Annotated in this window: 20 protein-coding genes; 19 read left to right on the top strand and 1 reads right to left on the bottom strand. The window is 36.7% G+C overall.

All coding sequences use genetic code 11. The features are described from left to right. The first annotated feature begins 67 nt into the window (after positions 1 to 67). From recA to glnA, 15 genes are all read left to right on the top strand, one after another. Positions 68 to 1,102: a recombinase RecA gene (recA, locus tag EDC24_RS03980; protein ID WP_124219924.1), complete on the top strand. Its 1,035-nt coding sequence runs from the start codon at positions 68 to 70 to the stop codon at positions 1,100 to 1,102. A gap of 223 nt (positions 1,103 to 1,325) precedes the next feature. Continuing rightward, positions 1,326 to 2,885, top strand: a complete 1,560-nt coding sequence (gene rny, locus EDC24_RS03975) for a ribonuclease Y (protein ID WP_124219923.1) — start codon at positions 1,326 to 1,328, stop codon at positions 2,883 to 2,885. Between the two features lie 102 nt (positions 2,886 to 2,987). Beyond that, positions 2,988 to 3,785 carry a TIGR00282 family metallophosphoesterase gene (locus EDC24_RS03970; RefSeq protein WP_124219921.1) on the top strand — a complete coding sequence of 266 codons (798 nt, stop codon included), beginning with the start codon at positions 2,988 to 2,990 and terminating at the stop codon, positions 3,783 to 3,785. A gap of 117 nt (positions 3,786 to 3,902) precedes the next feature. Further along, positions 3,903 to 4,163 (top strand): stage V sporulation protein SpoVS, encoded by a 261-nt coding sequence (spoVS, locus tag EDC24_RS03965; RefSeq protein ID WP_093855602.1) that lies wholly within the window; start codon positions 3,903 to 3,905, stop codon positions 4,161 to 4,163. A 190-nt stretch (positions 4,164 to 4,353) separates the two neighbouring features. Further along, positions 4,354 to 5,937 carry a tRNA (N6-isopentenyl adenosine(37)-C2)-methylthiotransferase MiaB gene (gene miaB / locus EDC24_RS03960; protein ID WP_124219919.1) on the top strand — a complete coding sequence of 528 codons (1,584 nt, stop codon included), beginning with the start codon at positions 4,354 to 4,356 and terminating at the stop codon, positions 5,935 to 5,937. Beyond that, the gene (locus EDC24_RS03955; RefSeq protein ID WP_124219918.1) at positions 5,938 to 6,351 is read left to right on the top strand and encodes a YlbF/YmcA family competence regulator; all 414 of its coding nucleotides are present in this window, start codon (positions 5,938 to 5,940) and stop codon (positions 6,349 to 6,351) included. A 187-nt stretch (positions 6,352 to 6,538) separates the two neighbouring features. Next, complete coding sequence (gene cotE, locus EDC24_RS03950) at positions 6,539 to 7,069, top strand: outer spore coat protein CotE (RefSeq protein WP_124219916.1); 531 nt, start codon at positions 6,539 to 6,541, stop codon at positions 7,067 to 7,069. Positions 7,070 to 7,174: 105 nt separating this feature from the next. Further along, positions 7,175 to 9,724, top strand: coding sequence for a DNA mismatch repair protein MutS (mutS, locus tag EDC24_RS03945; protein ID WP_124219914.1), 2,550 nt, complete (start codon positions 7,175 to 7,177; stop codon positions 9,722 to 9,724). Positions 9,725 to 9,736: 12 nt separating this feature from the next. Beyond that, a complete protein-coding gene (mutL, locus tag EDC24_RS03940) occupies positions 9,737 to 11,551 on the top strand; it encodes a DNA mismatch repair endonuclease MutL (RefSeq protein ID WP_124219913.1) in 1,815 nt (604 codons plus the stop codon). Between the two features lie 18 nt (positions 11,552 to 11,569). Next, complete coding sequence (miaA, locus tag EDC24_RS03935) at positions 11,570 to 12,526, top strand: tRNA (adenosine(37)-N6)-dimethylallyltransferase MiaA (RefSeq protein ID WP_124219912.1); 957 nt, start codon at positions 11,570 to 11,572, stop codon at positions 12,524 to 12,526. 25 nt (positions 12,527 to 12,551) lie between these two features. Then, positions 12,552 to 12,773: an RNA chaperone Hfq gene (gene hfq / locus EDC24_RS03930; RefSeq protein ID WP_124219910.1), complete on the top strand. Its 222-nt coding sequence runs from the start codon at positions 12,552 to 12,554 to the stop codon at positions 12,771 to 12,773. Between the two features lie 141 nt (positions 12,774 to 12,914). After that, a complete protein-coding gene (hflX, locus tag EDC24_RS03925) occupies positions 12,915 to 14,156 on the top strand; it encodes a GTPase HflX (RefSeq protein ID WP_124219909.1) in 1,242 nt (413 codons plus the stop codon). 7 nt (positions 14,157 to 14,163) lie between these two features. Continuing rightward, positions 14,164 to 15,405 (top strand): methionine gamma-lyase family protein, encoded by a 1,242-nt coding sequence (locus EDC24_RS03920; RefSeq protein ID WP_245997962.1) that lies wholly within the window; start codon positions 14,164 to 14,166, stop codon positions 15,403 to 15,405. Positions 15,406 to 15,514: 109 nt separating this feature from the next. Beyond that, positions 15,515 to 15,925 (top strand): MerR family transcriptional regulator, encoded by a 411-nt coding sequence (locus tag EDC24_RS03915; RefSeq protein ID WP_124219907.1) that lies wholly within the window; start codon positions 15,515 to 15,517, stop codon positions 15,923 to 15,925. A gap of 33 nt (positions 15,926 to 15,958) precedes the next feature. Then, positions 15,959 to 17,293 carry a type I glutamate--ammonia ligase gene (gene glnA, locus EDC24_RS03910; RefSeq protein ID WP_124219905.1) on the top strand — a complete coding sequence of 445 codons (1,335 nt, stop codon included), beginning with the start codon at positions 15,959 to 15,961 and terminating at the stop codon, positions 17,291 to 17,293. A 98-nt stretch (positions 17,294 to 17,391) separates the two neighbouring features. On the opposite strand, the gene lexA is transcribed toward glnA, so the two are convergent. Then, complete coding sequence (gene lexA / locus EDC24_RS03905; RefSeq protein WP_124219903.1) at positions 17,392 to 18,012, bottom strand: transcriptional repressor LexA; 621 nt, start codon at positions 18,010 to 18,012, stop codon at positions 17,392 to 17,394. Between the two features lie 148 nt (positions 18,013 to 18,160). Between lexA and EDC24_RS03900 the strand changes: the two genes are divergently transcribed. From EDC24_RS03900 to EDC24_RS03885, 4 genes are all read left to right on the top strand, one after another. Beyond that, complete coding sequence (locus EDC24_RS03900; protein ID WP_124219901.1) at positions 18,161 to 18,394, top strand: DUF896 domain-containing protein; 234 nt, start codon at positions 18,161 to 18,163, stop codon at positions 18,392 to 18,394. A 211-nt stretch (positions 18,395 to 18,605) separates the two neighbouring features. Next, entirely contained in the window at positions 18,606 to 20,609 is a 2,004-nt protein-coding gene (tkt, locus tag EDC24_RS03895; protein ID WP_124219899.1) for a transketolase, read from the top strand. Between the two features lie 97 nt (positions 20,610 to 20,706). After that, positions 20,707 to 21,138, top strand: a complete 432-nt coding sequence (gene sirA / locus EDC24_RS03890; RefSeq protein WP_124219898.1) for a sporulation inhibitor of replication protein SirA — start codon at positions 20,707 to 20,709, stop codon at positions 21,136 to 21,138. Between the two features lie 72 nt (positions 21,139 to 21,210). Next, the gene (locus EDC24_RS03885) at positions 21,211 to 21,450 is read left to right on the top strand and encodes a YneF family protein (RefSeq protein WP_124219896.1); all 240 of its coding nucleotides are present in this window, start codon (positions 21,211 to 21,213) and stop codon (positions 21,448 to 21,450) included. Positions 21,451 to 21,534 lie beyond the last annotated feature (84 nt).

The following is a 21,534-nucleotide window of genomic DNA, read 5'->3' as shown; positions in this document are numbered from 1 at the left end:
TTTTGTTGGCAAATGATTAAAAACGTAGTATCATAGAAGTACTTAGTCGAAGGGGGATTTATTTAAAATGAGTGAACGTAAGCAAGCATTAGATATGGCCTTAAAGCAAATAGAAAAGCAGTTTGGTAAAGGCTCGATTATGAAATTAGGCGAACAGGAAGGTCAGATTGTATCAACTGTATCCAGTGGATCATTATCTTTAGATGTCGCTTTAGGTGTAGGCGGTTACCCACGTGGACGTGTGGTTGAAATATACGGTCCTGAATCTTCTGGTAAAACAACCGTTGCTTTACATGCTATTGCAGAAGCTCAAAATCAGGGAGGTCAAGCAGCATTTATCGATGCTGAGCACGCATTAGACCCTGTATATGCGAAAGCTTTAGGTGTAGATATTGATAATCTTCTACTCTCTCAACCGGATACTGGTGAGCAAGCGTTAGAAATTGCTGAAGCACTTGTTCGTAGTGGTGCTGTTGATATCATTGTAGTAGACTCTGTTGCCGCATTAGTACCAAAAGCGGAAATCGAAGGTGAAATGGGAGACGCCCATGTCGGTTTACAAGCTCGATTAATGTCACAGGCACTTCGTAAACTATCAGGTGTCATTAATAAATCTAAAGCAACAGCTGTTTTCATTAACCAAATACGTGAAAAAGTTGGAGTTATGTTTGGTAATCCTGAAACAACACCTGGTGGTCGTGCACTTAAATTCTATTCTTCTGTTAGATTAGAAGTTCGTCGTGCTGAAACACTTAAACAAGGTAACGAAATGGTAGGGAACCGTACTAGAATTAAAGTTGTTAAAAACAAGGTTGCACCACCATTTAAGCAAGCAGAAGTGGATATTATGTATGGCGAGGGAATTTCTCGTGAAGGCGAACTCGTAGATGTCGGAACGAATCTAGATATCGTGCAAAAAAGTGGAGCGTGGTTCTCTTACAATGGCGATAAATTAGGCCAAGGTAGAGAAAATGCTAAACAATTCTTAAAAGACAATTCAGATGTCTATGAACAAATCTATAATGAGATTCGTAAGCATTATCAAATGGATGAAGAACCAGAAGAAGTAGAAGAAGGCCAGGAGAAACTTAATTTAGAGTAATATATTAACCTTTTCCCGATCTACTCTTGGGAAAAGGTTTTTTGTTACCTTACCTGTCAAATAGTTTGACAATTCCTTGACATAAGGTGTAGACAGGCTTAAAATTAAATTGTATAATTTTCATTTTTACCTATAAAAATGATGAAATGAATGATTGTACATTACCGACTGAAATGTATGAAAGAAAAGAGAAAAAATTTTAATAGCAAGAGGAGGTGAAAGTATGGATTCTACGGCAATACTCATCTCCATTTTGCTTGCAGTTGTCGGTATTGTTGTTGGTTATATGATTCGTAAATCGATCGCTGAAGCAAAGATTTCTAGTGCTGAAGATCTCGCGAAACAGATTGTTGATGAAGGAAAACGTAATGCTGAATCAGCAAAGCGTGAAGCTCTTTTAGAAGCGAAGGATGAAAGTCACCGATTACGTCAAGAACAAGAAGATGAGCTAAGAGACAGAAGATCAGAAGTTCAAAAACAAGAAAATCGTCTCTTACAAAGAGAAGAAACGCTTGATCGAAAAAGTGAAACATTAGATAAACGTGAGCTAATGTTAGAGAAGAAAGAGGAATCGTTGAATGAAAAACAACAACAACTAAATGATGCCGAAAGCAAAGTGGATGAGTTATTACAGACACAACAAACAGAGCTTGAACGCATTTCTGGTTTGACCCAAGATCAAGCTCGTGAAGTGATTATTGATCGTACTGAAAAGGAAATGGAACATGAAACGGCATTAATGGTTAAAGAAGCCGAGAACCGTGCTAAAGAAGAAGGTGATAAGAAAGCTAAAGAAATCTTATCACTTGCCATGCAAAGATTAGCGGCTGAACATGTGTCTGAGACAACTGTTTCTGTTGTTAATTTACCGAACGATGAAATGAAAGGTCGTATTATCGGTAGAGAAGGTCGTAATATCCGTACGTTAGAGACGTTAACTGGTATTGATCTCATCATAGATGATACTCCTGAGGCTGTTATTTTATCTGGATTTGATCCAATTCGAAGAGAAATTGCTAGAATTGCGTTAGAAAATCTTGTACAAGACGGTCGAATTCATCCGGCTCGCATTGAAGAGATGGTAGAGAAATCTCGACGCGAGGTTGATGAATATATCCGTGAAGTTGGTGAGCAAGCTACATTTGATATTGGCTCACATGGAATACATCCTGATCTAATTAAGATTCTTGGTCGTCTAAAATATCGTACAAGTTATGGTCAAAACGTGTTAAATCATTCATTAGAAGTTGCTTATTTATCGGGATTACTAGCAGGCGAATTAGGAGAAGATGAACAACTAGCCAGACGTGCAGGATTACTTCATGATATTGGTAAAGCAGTTGACCATGAAGTAGAAGGAAGTCACGTTGAAATTGGTAAAGAGTTAGCACAGAAGTACAAAGAACATGAAGTAGTAATTAACGCAATCGCTTCTCACCATGGAGATGAAGAAGCAACAAGTGTTATCTCTGTTATTGTTGCTGCAGCAGATGCGCTTTCTGCGGCACGACCTGGTGCGAGAAGTGAATCACTTGAAAACTACATTAAGCGTTTAGAAAAACTTGAGGAAATTGCGGATACTTACGAAGGTGTTGAAAAGTCATTTGCTATTCAAACGGGACGTGAAGTTCGAATTATGGTACGTCCGGATGATATTGATGATGCTAAAGCATCACAATTAGCAAGAGACATTCGTAAGAAAATTGAAGAAGGACTCGATTATCCAGGTCACATTAAAGTGACGGTGATTAGAGAAACAAGAGCAGTAGAATATGCGAAATAAAAACGGCTAACTTTAGCCGTTTTTATTTTTTTATAACCTTTTGACTTTATAAATAGTTTATGTAACTATTTACGTAACAAAAGATTTAGAAAGGAAACAAGTATGAATATATTATTTATAGGAGATATTGTAGGTAAACCTGGTAGAAATGCATTCAAAGAACATTTACCTAAATTGAAAAAGCAATATCATACGGACTTAGCGATCGTAAATGGAGAAAATGCTGCGCACGGTAAAGGGCTAACAAAAAAAATCTATCATGAACTATTAGAAAATGGTGCAGACTTCGTAACTTTAGGGAATCACGCGTGGGACAAAAAAGAAATATTCGATTTTATAGATGATGCCAAACAACTCGTTCGCCCCGCGAACTATCCTGAAGGCACACCTGGAGTTGGTCTTCAATTTGTTAAGGCTAAACAAAAAGATGTAGCTATTATTAATCTAATGGGCCGGACGTTTATGAATCCGCTAGATGATCCATTCCAGGTCATTGATACACTAGTAAACGAAGCTAAAAAGAAAACAAATATTATTTTTGTTGATTTTCACGGTGAAGCAACTAGCGAAAAACAGGCCATGGGTTGGTATTTGGATGGTAAAGTATCAACCGTTGTTGGCACTCATACACATATCCAGACTGCTGATGAACGCATTTTAACGAATGGAACAGGGTATATTACAGATGTTGGTATGACGGGTGCATATGATAGTATTTTAGGCATGGAAAAAGAATCCATCATTAGAAAATTTAAAACCGGGTTACCCGCTAAATTTGAAATCCCTGAAACGAATCGTACGGTTCTTAGTGGATTAAGTGTTTCAATTGATGATAAAACGGGTAAAACTAATAGTATCAAACGCATTTTAATCAATGCGGACCACATAAATTTCGATTAATAATATTGAATATTTGAATTTTTCGAAAAACTAGTTCATAATAAAAGGAATAGTGCAAAAGAATGCTGAATAAATTAGTTATGAAAATCATAATAGTCAATTAAGGAGGAACTAGTAATGGAAATATTAAAGGTTTCAGCAAAGTCAAATCCAAATTCTGTAGCTGGTGCGTTAGCAAATGTATTACGTGAACGTGGGTCGGCAGAAATTCAAGCGATTGGTGCGGGTGCTCTTAACCAGGCCGTTAAAGCAGTAGCGATTGCAAGAGGATTTGTTGCTCCTAGTGGTGTTGACTTGATTTGTATTCCAGCATTTACAGATATCATGATTGACCAAGAAGAAAGAACGGCAATTAAACTAATTGTAGAACCAAGATAAGACAGAGAATGTGAACGTTCAAACCTGGTTAGGTTTGAACGTTTTTTATGTAATATGAAACATTTGACATTTCAGTGATATTTCTTTGGAATTACCTGTTCTATGTTGTTAAAATCAGTATGAGGATTTATACTGTAATAATGAACAGATATGTCTTGCTTGATATTCTGGACGAAAGGAGTTTATATAAATGAACGAAAAGCAACGGAAAGAGCAGAGTCAAATTAACCAAGTTGATCCTGCGGACGTAAAATCCGATGAGGACAACTTGCAACGTCTTAAAACAACAACGTCTGATGATTTTCTTAAATACTTTGAAGCCACCTATGAACCACCGAATATGAAAAAGGCTAAAAAGCGTTTAAGAAAAGAAGTAGAATACCATGATGACTTTGAAATTGAAGACCAATTTCAAGGGCTCGGTAAAGGTAAGAAATTTTTAATCCGGACATATGGTTGTCAGATGAACGAACACGATACAGAAGTCATGTCAGGGATTTTATCTGAGATGGGTTATGAGGCTACAACAGACCAAAACGAAGCTGACATCATCTTATTGAATACGTGTGCTATTCGTGAGAATGCTGAGAATAAAGTGTTCGGTGAAATTGGTCACTTAAAAGCCTTGAAACGTGAAAATCCGGATTTAATTATAGGCGTTTGTGGCTGTATGTCACAGGAAGAGTCAGTCGTAAATCGCATTCTTAAAAAACACCAATATGTTGATTTAATTTTTGGAACTCATAATATCCACCGCTTACCTCAGCTTGTTTACAATGCGTTAATGAGTAAGGAAATGGTTGTGGAAGTATGGTCTAAAGAGGGCGACATAATTGAAAATCTACCAAAACGCCGTGAAGGCCGTATTAAAGCATGGGTCAACATTATGTACGGGTGCGACAAGTTCTGTACATACTGCATAGTGCCTTACACACGTGGTAAAGAACGTAGTCGCAGGCCAGAAGACATTATTCAAGAAATTCGTCATTTAGCTGCACAAGGCTATAAAGAAGTCACATTACTTGGGCAAAACGTTAATGCATATGGTAAAGACTTAGATATGGACTATGGCCTTGGTGATCTAATGGATGAAATTCGTAAAATTGATATCCCGCGTGTTAAATTTACGACATCACATCCAAGAGATTTCGACGATCGCCTCATTGAAGTATTAGCTAAGGGTGGAAACCTAATGCCTTATATTCACTTACCAGTACAATCTGGAAGCTCTGAGGTATTGAGAGTTATGGCACGTCGCTATACTCGAGAAAGCTATTTAGAATTAGTTCGTAAAATTAAAGAACAAATTCCTAATGCGGCTTTAACAACAGATATCATCGTTGGGTTCCCTAATGAAACCGAAGAGCAATTTGAGGAGACGATTTCGTTATACCATGAAGTAGGATTTGAGGGTGCTTACACATTTATTTTCTCACCACGTGATGGCACACCTGCAGCTCGCATTGAAGATCATGTGTCAGAAGACGTTAAGAAAAAACGTCTGCATCGCTTGAATGAAGTCGTCAATGAATACTCTAGAAAAGCGATGGAACAGTATCAAGATAGAGTTGTTAAAGTACTTGTTGAAGGAACAAGTAAAAGTAATGACGAGAAATTGGCTGGTTACACTGAACGTGGTAAATTAGTTAATTTTGAAGGTCCTAGATCAGCAATCGGTCAGGTTGTAAATGTGAAAATTACGAATACAAAAACTTGGACATTAGACGGCGAAATGGTTGAAGAACCATCCGCTGAACCAGCAGAGGTGATTTAAATGGCTGAATATACACGTCAGGAAGTTGTAGAAGAAGCGAAAGAGCTAGCGAAAAAACTAGCAAACATTGATGAAATTGAACGTTTTAAACAGCTTGAAGCAAAAATAAATGAAAGTAATAAGGTGCAAAGTCACATCAAAAAGATTAAAGCTTTACAAAAGCAAGCTGTTAATCTTCAGCATTATGATAAAGGTGAAGCATTAAAGCGTGTTGAAGAAGAATTAGATCGTCTTCAGCAAGAATTGGATGCAATTCCAATTGTTCAGGAGTTTAAAGATTCTCAAGTAGTTGTTAATGACTTATTACAACGCGTAACAAACACCATCGCCAATGAAGTGACAGATGAGATTGTTCGCTCAACAGGTGGTAATGTTTTAAAAGGTGAAACAGGCTCAAAAGTAAATCGTGTCTAGCTTTAACTTAAAACCTATGGGAATCCCCATAGGTTTTTATTTTTTATAAACTCCTCCTAACCTATTAACACTTTACTGGGCATTTACATATGAATGAGTATAAAACATAAAACAAATGCGGCCATGAATCACAACAGATACCTAGTTTGCATAAAATACATTGGCTAATAAAGGAGGAGGATCAGGAATGTTCGACCGCGACTATCGCGAAATTATAACAAAAGCGGTTTGTGGTAAAGGTAAGAAATTCACAGAAACACTTCACATGGTTTCACCTAATCATCGACCATCCAGCATTTTAGGTTGCTGGGTCATCAATCATCAATATGAGGCAAAGAAGAAAGGGCATGTGGTTGAAGTAACAGGAGCTTACGATATTAACGTTTGGTATTCATATAATGACAATACAAAAACAGAGGTAATTACTGAACGAAAACAATATGTTGATAAAGTTCCGATCGTTATGAAAGATGAAAAATGTATCTCAAATAAATTTGATGTTGCTTGTAGAGCAACGCAACAACCAAATACGTTAGAGTGTACGATTGATGACAGTGGAAAAGTAAAAGTAGAGCTAGAACGAGAATTCGTCGTTGATATCATTGGAGAAACGAAGGTATGGGCTAAAGTTGAACCAAACGGTTTTGATGAAGATGATTTTGATTTTGACGAACTAGAAGCCGAATTGGCTGAAATTGATATTGATAAAGAACATTAAAAAGGCTGAACTAATCAGCCTTTTTCTTTTATTTCATAGTCATGAATTTTATCGGCCATTTATGCTATAATGACGGTTAGATATAGTGAATTGGGGGATACATAAATGGCAGCCTACACACCCATGATAGAACAATATTTAAAGATTAAAGAAGCCAATCAAGATGCATTTTTATTATTTCGTCTTGGTGACTTTTATGAATTATTTTTTGATGATGCATTAAAAGCTGCAAAAGAATTAGAAATAACATTAACACAGCGTGATGGTGGACAAGAAAAAATTCCAATGTGCGGTGTTCCCTATCACTCAGCTGAACGATATATTAAAACCTTAATCGAAAAAGGCTATAAAGTTGCGATATGTGAACAAGTCGAAGATCCTAAATCGGCCAAAGGAGTAGTGAAGCGAGAAGTTGTTCAAGTTATTACCCCTGGTACGATTATGGAAGATAGTATGTTAAATGAAGATGAAAATAACTTTATTGCCTCGATCACACCCATCTCAAATGACTATGTGGTTTCTTATGTTGACCTTTCAACAGGTGAGAGTTTTGTTAGTTTAATTGAGAGTGAGTTTAAGGATGTTTTAAGTGAGTTATACAATCGGCCGGTAAGAGAAATTGTTGTACCAGAGAATTTTAACGAAGATGAGCAGGATCAGTTGGCTCATTATTTAAACGTCACGATTTCTATTGAAGTCGCAGAACATATCCCAGGTGACTATGAATATTTAGTAGAAAATATTGATGATGAAAGATTAATTCGTGGATTCGCTCGCGTGTTTCAGTATATTTATCATTCACAAAAACGATTTTTACTACATTTACAACAAGTTGAATATATTGAATTAGCTCAGTATATGAAGTTAGATTTGTATTCAAAACGCAATCTCGAACTAATGGAATCTATTCGGGATAAGAGCAAAAAAGGCACCTTATTGTCAGTGTTAGACCATACAGCAACGGCAATGGGAGCTCGAAAGTTAAAGAAATGGATCGACAGGCCATTGTTATCGAAATCTGCAATTGAAAAGCGTCATCAACAAGTACAAGCTTTAATGGATCATTTCTTTGAGCGTGAAGAATTAAAAGAGGCGTTGCAAGATATATACGACATCGAACGATTGGCAGGCCGCATTTCTTATGGAAATGTAAATGCTAGAGACTTACTACAATTAAAACGATCTTTACGTGCGCTCCCGAATATTGAGCACATCCTAGGTAAAATTGAAGAAGATTCCATTCAGTCCTTATTACCAGATCTAACGCCTTATAAGGAGATTCATGATTTATTAGAAAAGGGGATTGCTGAAGATCCGCCTATTTTAATTACAGAAGGCGGTATTATAAAAGACGGGTATCATGAGCAATTAGATGAATTCCGCGAAGCTTCTCGTAATGGGAAGACGTGGGTTGCGAATTTAGAAGCGACTGAACGTGAACGCACTGGGATTAAATCATTAAAGATCGGGTATAACAAAGTATTTGGTTATTATATCGAAATAACTAAAGCTAATCTATCACAAGTTGATCTATCACGCTTTGAGCGCAAACAAACGTTAGCGAATGCAGAGCGTTTTATAACGCCGGAACTTAAGGAAAAAGAGCGCTTAATATTAGAAGCTAATGACAAAAGTGTTAATCTTGAATACGATTTATTTATTAGTATACGTGATCAAATGAAAGACTATATTTCGATTTTACAGTTATTAGCGGATCGAATTAGTCAAATTGATGTACTATTAAGTTTTGCAAATATTAGCGAGCTTAACAATTACACAAAACCTACAATTGTTGACGAACATGTAATTGAAATTGAAGATGCAAGACACCCAGTGGTTGAACAAGTCATGAAAGAAGAATTTGTACCTAATAGCTTTTACCTCAATGACAATACGAATATTTTGCTTATAACAGGTCCGAACATGGCTGGTAAAAGTACGTACATGAGGCAACTTGGACTAATCGTCATCATGGCACAGATTGGCTGTTTTGTACCGGCTAAATCTGCTACTGTTCCAGTGTTTGACCAGATCTTTACGCGAATTGGCGCAGCGGACGATTTAGTCTCTGGTCAAAGTACGTTTATGGTCGAGATGTTAGAGTCTGAACACGCCGTACGTCAGGCAACCAAACAAAGTTTAATTCTTTTTGATGAAATTGGCCGCGGAACAAGTACGTATGATGGTATGGCTTTAGCGCAATCCATTGTTGAATATATCCATCACCATATCGGCGCAAAAACATTATTCTCGACGCACTATCATGAATTAACCTCATTAGAAGAATCATTGGATCAGTTGAAAAATGTTCATGTTGAAGTTGATGAGCATGACGGTGAAGTTGTATTTTTACACCATATACAAGAAGGTAAAGCGGATAAAAGTTATGGAGTTCATGTTGCGAAGTTAGCGAATCTGCCAGATGATATTATAGACCGTGCAAATTATTTATTAGAATCGTATGAAGCAACAAGTACTGTACGTGAACAAGAAACACAATCAGAAGAACAATTAACCTTATTTGAAGAAGAACGCGAGGTTCAATTGACCAAGAGTGTTGAAGTGATTGATGAGATAAAGGACGCGAATTTATTAAATATGACACCCATGGATGCGATGAATTTAATTTATCAGTTGAAGAAAAAGCTGGACTAAAGGAGGTTGAAAATGGGGCAAATTGTTCAATTACCAGATGAACTTTCGAATAAAATTGCTGCAGGGGAAGTCGTCGAACGTCCAGCTTCAGTTATCAAAGAATTACTAGAAAATAGTATAGATGCTCATAGTCAGTGGATTAAGATTGAATTAGAAGAAGCGGGTTTGCGCTCAATCAAAGTCATTGATGACGGAGATGGAATCTCACCTGATGATTGTGAAAAAGCCTTTTTCCGTCATGCGACGAGTAAAATCATTGATGAGTTCGATTTATTCCGTGTAAAAACTCTAGGCTTTAGAGGAGAGGCGTTAGCTAGTATTTCTTCAGTCAGTCAACTGACTTTAAGGACGTCAACGGGTGACCAAGCTGGGACAGAATTAGTGGTTCATGGCGGAGAGATTAAGGGACGAGATAAGCATACGAAAAGAAAAGGTACAGAAATTACGGTAGAACATTTATTCTACAATACACCAGCGCGCTTAAAATACCTTAAGACGATTCATACAGAGCTGGGTCATATTACTGAGACCATTAATAAGATGGCTCTATCACATCCTGATGTGAGGTTTGAGTGTTATCACAATGGTAAACGAATTTTCTATACACCTGGCAATGGTAATCTCCTTCAGGTTATTCAACAGATCTATGGTAAAAAGATAGCGCAAAACATGTTAAAAATCGAAAACAATTCGCTTGACTACAATATCTCGGGTTATATTGGAAAACCAGAGATCACAAGGTCTAACCGAAACTTCATTTCGCTAATTGTTAATGGTCGTTTTATTAAGAATCCGGCAATTAATAAAGCTATTTTCGATGGGTATCATACCTTTTTACCTATTGGCCGGTATCCAATTGTTGTCTTACAAATTGATATGGATCCTTATTTAGTAGATGTGAATGTTCATCCAGCTAAAACAGAGGTTCGATTCAGTAAAGAAAAAGAATTATTCGATATTGTTAAAAATACGGTTTATCAAACCTTGCACCGTCAAACATTAATCCCACAAGGTGCGAAAAAGGAAAAACCAAAATCTGAACAAACTAAATTGAGTTTTGACCCGTTAGATCATCAAAAAGAACCAAATTCAAGTGAACCGTTAGAGGATTTATCCCATGGTTTTCAAGTTAACGAAAGTTTATCGAATACAGAAATTGGTTCAAGTGTTCAAGATGTTATTAAACCTGAAGTGGAACATCCTAATTCCCGGAAAGAGAATGAAGATGAAGCTAAGATACGAGAGCGTATGCCGGTCATGTATCCTATCGGTCAATTACATGGAACTTACATTTTAGCTCAAAACGAAAAAGGTTTATATATGATCGATCAACATGCAGCTCAAGAGCGAATCAAATATGAATTTTTCAAGAAAAAATTAGGCCAGCCATCTAGAGAAGTTCAAGAATTATCAGTTCCTTTATCATTTGAATTTACAAGTAAGGAAGCCATTGTCATCGAAGAAAATATAGAATCTTTTGAGCAGGTAGGTTTATTTTTAGAGCCATTTGGTGATTATAGTTATATCGTTCGTTCATATCCGAGCTGGTTTCCGAGTGGAGAAGAAGAGCAAATCATTCGAGATATGGTAGAAGATTTAATAGACGGAAGGTCAATTAGTGTTGAGAAGTTAAGAGAAGAAGCGGCGATTTTAATGTCGTGTAAACGTTCAATTAAAGCCAATCATTATTTGAATCATCAGGATATGGATTACCTTCTAAATGAACTAAGAACTTGCCACGATCCATTCACATGTCCTCATGGTAGACCGATTGTGATACACTTTAGTGAGTACGAATTGCAACGAATGTTCAAACGGATTATGTAAAGGATTGGTGTATCCATTATGAATCGACCAATAGTTGTGAGTGTCATAGGGCCAACTGCTGTAGGTAAGACAAAACTAGGCATTGAAATAGCTAAGCGTTTTAAAGGGGAAGTCATTAATGCAGATTCCATGCAGTTTTATCAAAACTTTGATATAGGTTCTGCAAAGGTAACAGAAGATGAAGCGGAAGGAATTCCTCATCATTTAATAGATCACTTGAAACCGTACGATGAATATTCTGCTGCGGATTTTAAAGTTGATTTAAAAGATTGTGTGAATGACATTTCAATTCGTGAAAAGCTTCCCGTTGTCGTAGGTGGGACCGGTTTTTATGTTCATTCAGCACTGTTTGACTTTCAGTTCAGTGATGTCAAAAGAGATTCAGAATTTGTAAAAAAGGCACTAAATGATATTGAAAACAACGGCATTGACCCCTACTATGAAAAATTAAAACAAATTGACCCTAAACAAGCTAGTAAGATACACCCTCATAATATTAGGAGAGTTATAAGGGCCCTTGAAGTATACGAAACTTCAGGTCAGACGTTATCAGAGATTGAGAAAGATCAAACGTTTGACTCACCCTATAAGATTATTTTAATCGGTCTTAATATGGACCGAGAAGTGTTGTACAAACGGATTAACCAAAGAGTCGATGATATGATAGAGAATGGATTGTTAGAGGAAGTCAAGTGGCTTTATGAAACATATGGTGAAGGTGCTCAGCCTATGCAAGGGATTGGGTATAAAGAATGGATTCCCTATTTTAAAGGTGAATATACGAAAGAAGAAGCTATAAGACTAATTAAGCGAAATACAAGACGATTTGCGAAACGTCAGTTAACTTATTATCGCAATAAAATACCAGATGTTGAGTGGTATAAGGTTGATCCGGATAATTATTGGCAAACTTTTGAAGATATTTTTGAAAATATAGAAGGAAAGATTAAAGATTTATCGAATAGTAAACAATAACAGATAGATAGAGGAGGAGTTATGAATGTCTAATTCTACAAATGTACAAGATACTTATTTGAATAAGTTACGCAAGGAGAAAGTGCCACTAACCGTATTTTTGACAAATGGTTTTCAACTAAGGGGTGTTATTAAATCATTTGATAATTTTACGATACTAATTGAAACAGAAGGTAAGCAGCAATTAATTTTCAAACATGCGATTTCAACATTTGCTCCTTCTAGAAATATTGACCTGGAATCATAATTTATTAACATATGATAGGTATAAGCCTAACCCCATCTCATGGAGTTAGGCTTATTTTGTGTTTCACGTTTTAAAAAGAGCAAAACATGTTATTCTAAAGAATATAAGTATAACCAATAAAGTAATTGAAGGAGTTCATTCATGGAAGGTCAAGAAAGGACAATATTAATCGGTTGCCAAATTCAAACAGAGGATGACCGTTCATTTCAATCCTCGATGGAAGAGTTAAAGGCATTAGCTGAAACCGTTAACGCTGAAATCATTGAAACGTTCACACAGAAACGAAATCAAATTCATTCTTCTTATTATATCGGTACAGGTAAAACAGAAGATATTAAACACTTTATAGAAGATCAAGATATTCAAGTTGCAATCATCAATAGTGAACTAACACCGTCACAGGCACGCAATTTATCGAACACATGGGATATTAAGATTATCGACCGCACGCAGTTAATATTGGATATTTTTGCGATGCGTGCAAGAACGAAAGAGGGTAAACTCCAAGTTGAATTAGCTCAGCTTGAGTACATGCTTCCTAGATTGCAGGGTCAAGGTGAAGCTTTGTCACGATTAGGCGGTGGAATTGGGACTAGGGGTCCTGGTGAGACAAAACTAGAAACAGATAGAAGACATATACGTAACAGAATTACGGACATTAAGAGGTCTTTAGAACAAGTCGTTAAGCAACGTAAACAATACCGTGAAAACAGAAAACGTCGTTCTGCGTTTCAAATATCCATCGTAGGGTATACCAATGCGGGTAAATCAACGTTATTTAATCGACTAACAGACGAGAAATCTCTTGAGGAAGACAAGTTATTTGCAACACTAGACCCTTTAACAAGAAAGATTACACTCCCAAGTGGATTTCACGCACTAGTGTCAGATACAGTAGGATTTATTCAGAAGTTACCGACTACATTAGTTGCGGCATTTAGGTCTACATTAGAAGAAGTGACAGAAGCGGATTTTATTTTACATGTTGTTGATTGTTCGGATGATGATGCCATCGAACATGAAAAAACAGTCAAAGAAATATTAAAAGAACTAAATGCAGATCATTTACCGATTTTAACGGTTTATAATAAAGCCGATTTACTAGACCAAGAATTTTTCCCATTTACACAACCGAGCATTCAGCTAAGTGCTTTAAATCATGATGATCTAACGAAATTAAAATTAAAAATCGAAGAAGTATTAAAAGATGAGTGGGAACATTACGATGTATTCATTTCACCTAGTGAAGGAAAATTATTAAACCGCCTAAAACAGGATTCGATCGTTGAGTTAGAAAAATACGCCGAAGATGAAGATGCATTCCATGTAACAGGTTTTATAGACTCCGACATGCCATTATACAACCAACTACAAAGTGAGTGACGTAAAAATGTTTAATCAAATGATTGAAATAGAACATAAAATCGAAAATGAACTATCAGACGTATCAAAAACCGTAACTTATAACCAACAAAAAGTATTAAACGCTTTCCGTAAACTAAATGTTGGTGATCATCATTTTAACCCAACAACTGGCTATGGCTATGATGATATGGGTAGAGAAAAATTAGAAGAGTTGTATGCCCAAGTATTTAATAGCGAGGATGCCCTGGTCCGACCGCAAATCGTATCTGGAACACATGCAATTACAACCGCATTATTTGGTAACTTAAGACCAGGTGAAGAACTTTTGTATATCACTGGTCGTCCTTATGACACATTAGAAAGTGTCATCGGGATTAAAGAAAGGGTTGATGGTGATGGTTCACTGAGGGACTTTGGTATTGGTTATCAAGAGGTTGCACTGAAGGTAAATGGAGGCGTCGATTTTAATGGAATAGAAGAGGCGTTAAATCCTAACATTAAAATCGTCGCGATTCAACGGTCAAAAGGTTATGACAACAGACCATCATTCTCGATTGAAGATATAAAGGAAATGGTTGATTTTATAAAAGCGATTAATAATGATTTAATCATTTTTGTTGATAATTGTTACGGTGAATTTGTTGAACGAAAAGAGCCAACTGATGTTGGTGCAGATTTAATTGCTGGGTCATTAATAAAAAATCCTGGGGCAGGGATCGTTAAAACTGGTGGTTATATAGTCGGTAAAAAGGATTTGATTCATAAGTGTGCGAACTTTTTAGTTGCACCTGGCTTGGGAAAAGAAACAGGCGCAAGTCTAAATAGCTTACAAGAGATGTACCAAGGCCTGTTTTTAGCGCCACATGTTGTAGGCGAAGCTCTAAAAGGTGCGATTTATACTTCTCAATTATTAAATGACTTTGGATACACAACAACACCAGGCCCAAGTGAATCAAGAACTGATTTGATTCAGTCTATAACATTTATCCATAAGGAAGAAATGGTCCGATTTGCACAAACAGTTCAAGAACAATCGCCAATCAACTCTCATGTCAAACCATACCCAAGTTATATGCCAGGTTATGACCATGATGTCATCATGGCTGCCGGAACTTTTATTCAAGGAGCAAGTTTAGAATTAACAGCCGATGGTCCGATTAGAGAACCCTATACCTTGTATGTACAAGGTGGCTTAACTTATGAACATGTCAAAATAGCCATTACAGAAGGTGTTTTGCAATTACAAAAAGAAATTCAAAAACGTTAACATAGCAATTACGGTTGCTATGTTATTTTTATGTGTAAACTTTCTTAACATCCCTTGACAACTTTTGTACCTTAAGTGTATACTATATATTAAATTGGAGGTGTCAATAATGGACTATAAAGATCGCAAGGCGATGCCGCTTTTTCCGATCAGTATTGTGTCGGAGTTAACGGAATTAAGTGCAAGACAAATCCGTTATTATGAAGAGAAAAATTTAGTGACACCACTACGATCAGATGGAAACAGGCGTTTGTTCAGCTTTTATGACGTTGATCGTTTAATTGAAATTAAACGTTTAATTGATGAAGGCGTTAATCTAGCTGGAATTAAGCAAGTGTTAAAACTGAGGGAAAACCAAGTTCAAGAAGGTGAATCGAAAGAGCGCAATCAAGATTCAAAATACAAAGAAGATTTATCAGAGAAAGAATTACATCGTTTATTAAGACGCGAGCTTCTTGAATCTGGTTACTTAAATAAACCATCCATCAATCAAGGAGACCTTTCAAGGTTTTATCACTAGATTCGATGGAAAAATAGGAGGAAAACATTAAGCATGAGTAAATTTACAAAAGAAGAGATTTACAAAATCATTGAAGAGGAAAATGTGAGATTCATTCGACTACAGTTCACAGACTTATTAGGTACTATTAAGAACGTGGAAATTCCACTAAGCCAATTGGATAAGGCTCTAGACAATCAAATGATGTTTGACGGATCTTCAATCGAAGGTTTCGTACGTATTGAAGAATCGGACATGAAATTACATCCAGATTTAGATACGTTCGTCGTATTCCCATGGACGTCTGAAAAAGGTAAAGTAGCACGTTTTATTTGTGACATTTATAATCCAGACGGCACACCGTTTGAAGGTTGCCCACGTTATAACTTAAAGCGTAACCTTGAACGCATGGAGAAATTAGGCTTCACTGCTTTTAATATTGGTACAGAGCCCGAATTCTTCTTATTCAAATTAGATGAAAAAGGCGAGCCAACAATGGAATTAAACGATAAAGGTGGTTATTTTGACCTTGCACCAACTGACTTAGGTGAAAACTGTCGTCGTGATATTGTATTAGAACTTGAAGAGATGGGCTTTGAAATTGAAGCATCACACCACGAAGTAGCACCAGGACAACACGAAATTGACTTTAAATATGCAGATGCGATTAAACACTGTGATGATATTCAAACATTTAAATTAGTAGTAAAAACAATTGCGCGTAAGCATGGACTGCACGCTACATTCATGCCGAAACCATTATTTGGTGTGAACGGTTCAGGCATGCATGCTAATATGTCGCTTTTTAAAGGGAAAGAGAATGCTTTCTTTGACCCGAATGGTGAAGAGCAATTAAGCAAGACGGCTTATCAATTCACTGCTGGAATTATAAAGCATGCGGTGAACTTCACTGCGGTTACTAACCCGACTGTAAACTCTTATAAGCGTCTAGTTCCAGGGTTTGAAGCACCTTGTTACGTGGCATGGTCAGGACAAAACCGTAGTCCATTAGTTCGTGTACCATCTTCACGAGGTTTAAGCACGCGTATTGAAGCACGTAGTGTCGACCCATCAGCTAACCCATATATGGCGATGTCAGTAATGTTAGCAGCTGGCCTTGACGGTGTAAAAAATGAACTTGAAGCGCCAGAACCAGTTGATCGCAACATTTATGTGATGGATAAACAAGAACGTGAGGCAAACGGTGTTCAGGATCTACCAGCAACATTGTATGATGCATTACAATATTTAAAACAAGATGAGATCATCACAGATGCACTAGGTGAGCACTTGTTAGAACACTTTATTGAATCAAAAGAAATCGAATGGGATATGTTCCGCACCCAAGTACACCCTTGGGAGAGAGAGCAGTACCTAAGTTCATATTAATATTTCTGACCCCTCAATACGAGAAAGTATTAAGGGGTTTTAATCTTAAAAGACAAAGAAGGGCTGTTCTCTTAAAGAGTACAGCCCTTTTAATGTTATTAATGAATTTCACGATATAATCCAATCACTTTACCCAAAACAGTCACATTGTCTAAGATTATTGGTTCCATAGTTGGGTTTTCTGGTACGAGACGATATCTGTTGTCGTCTTTAAAAAATCGTTTAACGGTCGCTTCATCCTCGTCCGTCATAGCAACGACGATATCTCCATTAATTGCTGTTGCTTGCTTACGTACAATCACTAAATCTTGATCATATATACCAGCTTCAATCATACTGTCACCCTCAATTGAGAGGACAAAAACATCATCTTCTGTAGCTGAGACAGTTGAAGGAATCGGAATATATTCTTCAATATTTTCAATGGCTGTAATGGGTTCACCTGCTGTTACTTTACCAATTAACGGCGCATACATAGCACCTCTCTCATGAACAGCACTTCCATCATCATATACAATCTCAATCGCTCTAGGTTTAGTTGGATCTCGTCTAATAAATCCCTTTTCTTCTAAACGAGATAAGTGCCCATGAACCGTTGAGCTAGAAGCTAATCCTACTGCTTCAGCTATCTCCCTTACAGATGGTGGATAACCTTTTAAATTTACATTCTCAACGATAAAATCGAAAATCTCTTTTTGTCTTTTAGATAGTTTCTTCAATTTATTCACCCCAACGTTTCATCCTGTCCATATTATAGCAATATTAACCAGCATATGCAAACATTCGTTCGTAATTTTTCGAATAACTTGTCTTAAAATCTATCACACGATAAAATGACATAGGAAACTAATTAAAGGAGTTTTATAAATGATTTCAGATGAGCGTATTAAACGCATAAATGAGTTAGCCAATAAGTCTAAAACGGAAGGGCTAACGGATCAAGAAAAGAAAGAGCAAAAAAGGCTTAGAGAAGAGTATCTTCAAGCATTTAGACAGTCTTTTAAAAACCAATTAAAATCAGTGAAAGTCGTAGACCCTGAAGGTTCAGACGTTACTCCAGAAAAGTTAAAAGATGAAAAGAATCGCGACCAAAACCATTAAGGATGTGAACTCCTGTTTAAGGAGTTCTTCATTTTACATATAAAAGAGTTTAGCTAAATTTTTTGTTATAATATAATAGATGTTTAATGATAATGTCGATTCATATGAGTCATACTATCATTTAGTTCATAAATATTCTTGCCAGATGTTACATAACCGTTTAGGATTAATGGTGGTAACTGGTATGAACGGAGAAGAAAGGGGTAAAAAAATGAGTACTGTAGAGCAAAAATCAATTAATACAATTCGCACACTAACAATTGATGCAGTTGAAAAAGCGAGTTCTGGACACCCAGGTATGCCAATGGGTGCTGCACCAATGGCGTATACACTTTGGACGAAGGTCATGAATCATAATCCTAAGCATTCGACATGGTTTAACCGTGATCGTTTTGTCTTATCAGCTGGTCATGGGTCGATGCTACTTTATTCCTTACTACATTTATCAGGATATAAAGTATCTATGGATGACCTTAAAAACTTCCGACAATGGGGTTCTAATACTCCAGGACACCCAGAGTACGGTCATACAGATGGAGTGGAAGCTACAACTGGACCATTAGGACAAGGTATTGCTATGTCAGTTGGGATGGCAATGGCTGAGAGGTTTTTAGCTTCTAAATATAACACGGATCAATTCCCTGTTGTGGACCATTATACTTATAGCATTTGTGGTGATGGAGATCTAATGGAAGGTGTTTCTCAAGAATCAGCCTCATTAGCAGGTCACTTAAAATTAGGTAAGTTAATTGTGATGTATGATTCTAATGATATTTCATTAGACGGTGACTTACATCGTTCATTCTCTGAAAGTGTAGAAGATCGTTTTAAGTCATATGGCTGGCAGGTCATTCGTGTAGAAGACGGTAATGATACGGAAACGATTGAAAAAGCACTTCAAGATGCAAGAACTAATCAAGATCAACCAACATTAATCGAAGTCAAAACGGTTATTGGTTATGGTGCTCCAAATAAAGGCGGAAAAGCTGATGCGCATGGTTTGCCTTTAGGTAATGACGAACGTCAATTGGCTAAAGCACACTATGAGTGGGATCATGATGAATTCCACGTACCTGAAGATGTTAAAGCTGACTTTGAAGAAAAAGCAGTTAATCGTGGTAAAAAAGCTGAAGAGGATTGGGTGAATCTATTTGAACAATACAAGGAAGCTCATCCAGAATTAGCTGCGGAATTTGAACAAGCGATTAATGGCGAACTTCCAGAAGGTTGGGATGCTGATCTTCCGGAGTACGATGAAAACTCAAAAGCATTAGCTACACGCGCTGCATCAGGAGAAGTTTTAAATGCTCTTGCTCAAAATATTCCAAACTTATTTGGAGGAAGTGCTGATTTAGCTGGTTCGAATAAAACGACGCTAAAAGAAGAAGACGACTTCAAGTATCCTGATTATTCAGGACGTAATATTTGGTTTGGTGTACGTGAATTCGCTATGGCATGTGCGCTAAATGGGATGACATTACATGGTGGCGTTAATGCTTATGCAGGAACATTCTTTGTATTTAGTGATTACTTAAGACCTGCACTTAGATTATCAGCTTTAATGGGAATACCATCAACTTACGTATTTACCCATGATTCCATTGCAGTAGGTGAAGACGGTCCTACACACGAACCAATTGAACAGTTACCTTCACTACGTGCAATGCCTAACTTAAACTTAATTCGCCCTGCGGATGCAAATGAGACAAAAGCGGCTTGGGAAATTGCTCTTCAGTCCGAGACAGAGCCTACAGCACTTGTGTTGACAAGACAAGGTCTTCCAATTTTACCTGAGACAGCAAGCAAGGCAAAAGAAGGCGTTCAAAAGGGTGCGTATATTGTAAAAGAAGCTGAAAAAGATCAGGCAGACTTATTATTATTAGCTTCTGGTTCTGAAGTTCAACTTGTTTATAAGGCTAGCGAACAATTGAAAGAAGAAGGCATTCATGCTCAAGTTGTAAGTATGCCATCATGGTTTTTATTCGGTCAGCAAGATGACCAATACAAAGAGTCTGTATTACCATCAAGTGTCGAGAAGCGACTAGCAGTTGAAATGGCATCACCATTTGGCTGGGAGCGTTACACGGGCATTAACGGAGATGTTTTAGGTATTTCTAAGTACGGTGCTTCAGCTCCAGGAAACAAAGTGATGGAAGAGTATGGATTTACAGTTGAGAATGTAGTTGAAAAGGCAAAACAATTATTAAGCAAATAATGTTGTAAAAAATTCAAGGTTTTTCAATATCAACTGAAACTTTGACAAATTTCGCTGTATATTATTGATACGATATGTCCCAAAAGGGGGACATATCATGTATCAATATTCTTTATATCTTTTTAAGTCAGATTACGCTCAGCATTTTTATTATAAAATTGATACGGTTTATCGTTTCTTATATGAACAATTGCTAGAATATCCTGAAGAAGCTAGAAGTCAGTACAAATTAGTATTAGACAAAATTAATACTAAGGACTTATATTTACATCTTAATGACGCAATTGATCATGAACTAACACTTAAAATCAATCGTGATCAAATTATGATCGGTGTTGAGGGACAATTTATTAATATTGAAGTAGATGAATATGTCTTAACGATACATGCTCAGTCTATTATTGATTTAGATCAATTACTGTTTCAGTATTTAAAGTCTTTTCATCCACATATTTTCGCAGTAAACTTTGAAACTTTTGAATGTGGTTGGATTACACCATTCGCTGGTAAAGAAATATATTCTCTATAAAAACTCTATTGTCATAATACAGATGTTTTAATATACTTATTGAGAGACAACTAGAAGGAGGAAAATTTAATAATGAGCACAATTTGGGTCGTACTCATCGCTATTGCAGCTTTAATAGTGGGACTAGTCATCGGATTCTTTATTGCGCGTAAAACGATGATGAATTATTTAAAGAAAAACCCACCAATTAATGAACAAATGCTTCGTACCATGATGATGCAAATGGGTCAAAAGCCATCACAGAAGAAAATTAATCAAATGATGAAGCAAATGAATCAACAAATGGAAACGCCAAATAAGAAGAAAAAATAAAGGGGGATAGACGATGGGTCTATCTCTTTTTTAATTTTCACTAAATAGTCAAGCATCAATCCTCGCTGTCGGGATTTTATTTGA

Source organism: Aquisalibacillus elongatus (genome assembly GCF_003843875.1).
GTDB classification, from domain to species: domain Bacteria; phylum Bacillota; class Bacilli; order Bacillales; family Alkalibacillaceae; genus Aquisalibacillus; species Aquisalibacillus elongatus.
Note: the sequence above shows the minus strand (reverse complement) of the source record. Positions and strands in the feature narration are given on the sequence as shown.

Bases quoted from the DNA above. Each gene is read 5' to 3' on its own strand.
- glnA (WP_124219905.1), top strand. From the start codon at position 15,959: ATGAGTAAATTTACAAAAGAAGAGATTTACAAAATCATTGAAGAGGAA.
- EDC24_RS03970 (WP_124219921.1), top strand. From the start codon at position 2,988: ATGAATATATTATTTATAGGAGATATTGTAGGTAAACCTGGTAGAAAT.
- cotE (WP_124219916.1), top strand. From the start codon at position 6,539: ATGTTCGACCGCGACTATCGCGAAATTATAACAAAAGCGGTTTGTGGT.
- miaA (WP_124219912.1), top strand. From the start codon at position 11,570: ATGAATCGACCAATAGTTGTGAGTGTCATAGGGCCAACTGCTGTAGGT.
- EDC24_RS03920 (WP_245997962.1), top strand. From the start codon at position 14,164: ATGTTTAATCAAATGATTGAAATAGAACATAAAATCGAAAATGAACTA.
- EDC24_RS03915 (WP_124219907.1), top strand. From the start codon at position 15,515: ATGGACTATAAAGATCGCAAGGCGATGCCGCTTTTTCCGATCAGTATT.
- tkt (WP_124219899.1), top strand. From the start codon at position 18,606: ATGAGTACTGTAGAGCAAAAATCAATTAATACAATTCGCACACTAACA.
- mutS (WP_124219914.1), top strand. From the start codon at position 7,175: ATGGCAGCCTACACACCCATGATAGAACAATATTTAAAGATTAAAGAA.
- hflX (WP_124219909.1), top strand. From the start codon at position 12,915: ATGGAAGGTCAAGAAAGGACAATATTAATCGGTTGCCAAATTCAAACA.
- spoVS (WP_093855602.1), top strand. From the start codon at position 3,903: ATGGAAATATTAAAGGTTTCAGCAAAGTCAAATCCAAATTCTGTAGCT.
- miaB (WP_124219919.1), top strand. From the start codon at position 4,354: ATGAACGAAAAGCAACGGAAAGAGCAGAGTCAAATTAACCAAGTTGAT.
- EDC24_RS03900 (WP_124219901.1), top strand. From the start codon at position 18,161: ATGATTTCAGATGAGCGTATTAAACGCATAAATGAGTTAGCCAATAAG.
- hfq (WP_124219910.1), top strand. From the start codon at position 12,552: ATGTCTAATTCTACAAATGTACAAGATACTTATTTGAATAAGTTACGC.
- recA (WP_124219924.1), top strand. From the start codon at position 68: ATGAGTGAACGTAAGCAAGCATTAGATATGGCCTTAAAGCAAATAGAA.
- sirA (WP_124219898.1), top strand. From the start codon at position 20,707: ATGTATCAATATTCTTTATATCTTTTTAAGTCAGATTACGCTCAGCAT.
- EDC24_RS03885 (WP_124219896.1), top strand. From the start codon at position 21,211: ATGAGCACAATTTGGGTCGTACTCATCGCTATTGCAGCTTTAATAGTG.
- mutL (WP_124219913.1), top strand. From the start codon at position 9,737: ATGGGGCAAATTGTTCAATTACCAGATGAACTTTCGAATAAAATTGCT.
- EDC24_RS03955 (WP_124219918.1), top strand. From the start codon at position 5,938: ATGGCTGAATATACACGTCAGGAAGTTGTAGAAGAAGCGAAAGAGCTA.
- rny (WP_124219923.1), top strand. From the start codon at position 1,326: ATGGATTCTACGGCAATACTCATCTCCATTTTGCTTGCAGTTGTCGGT.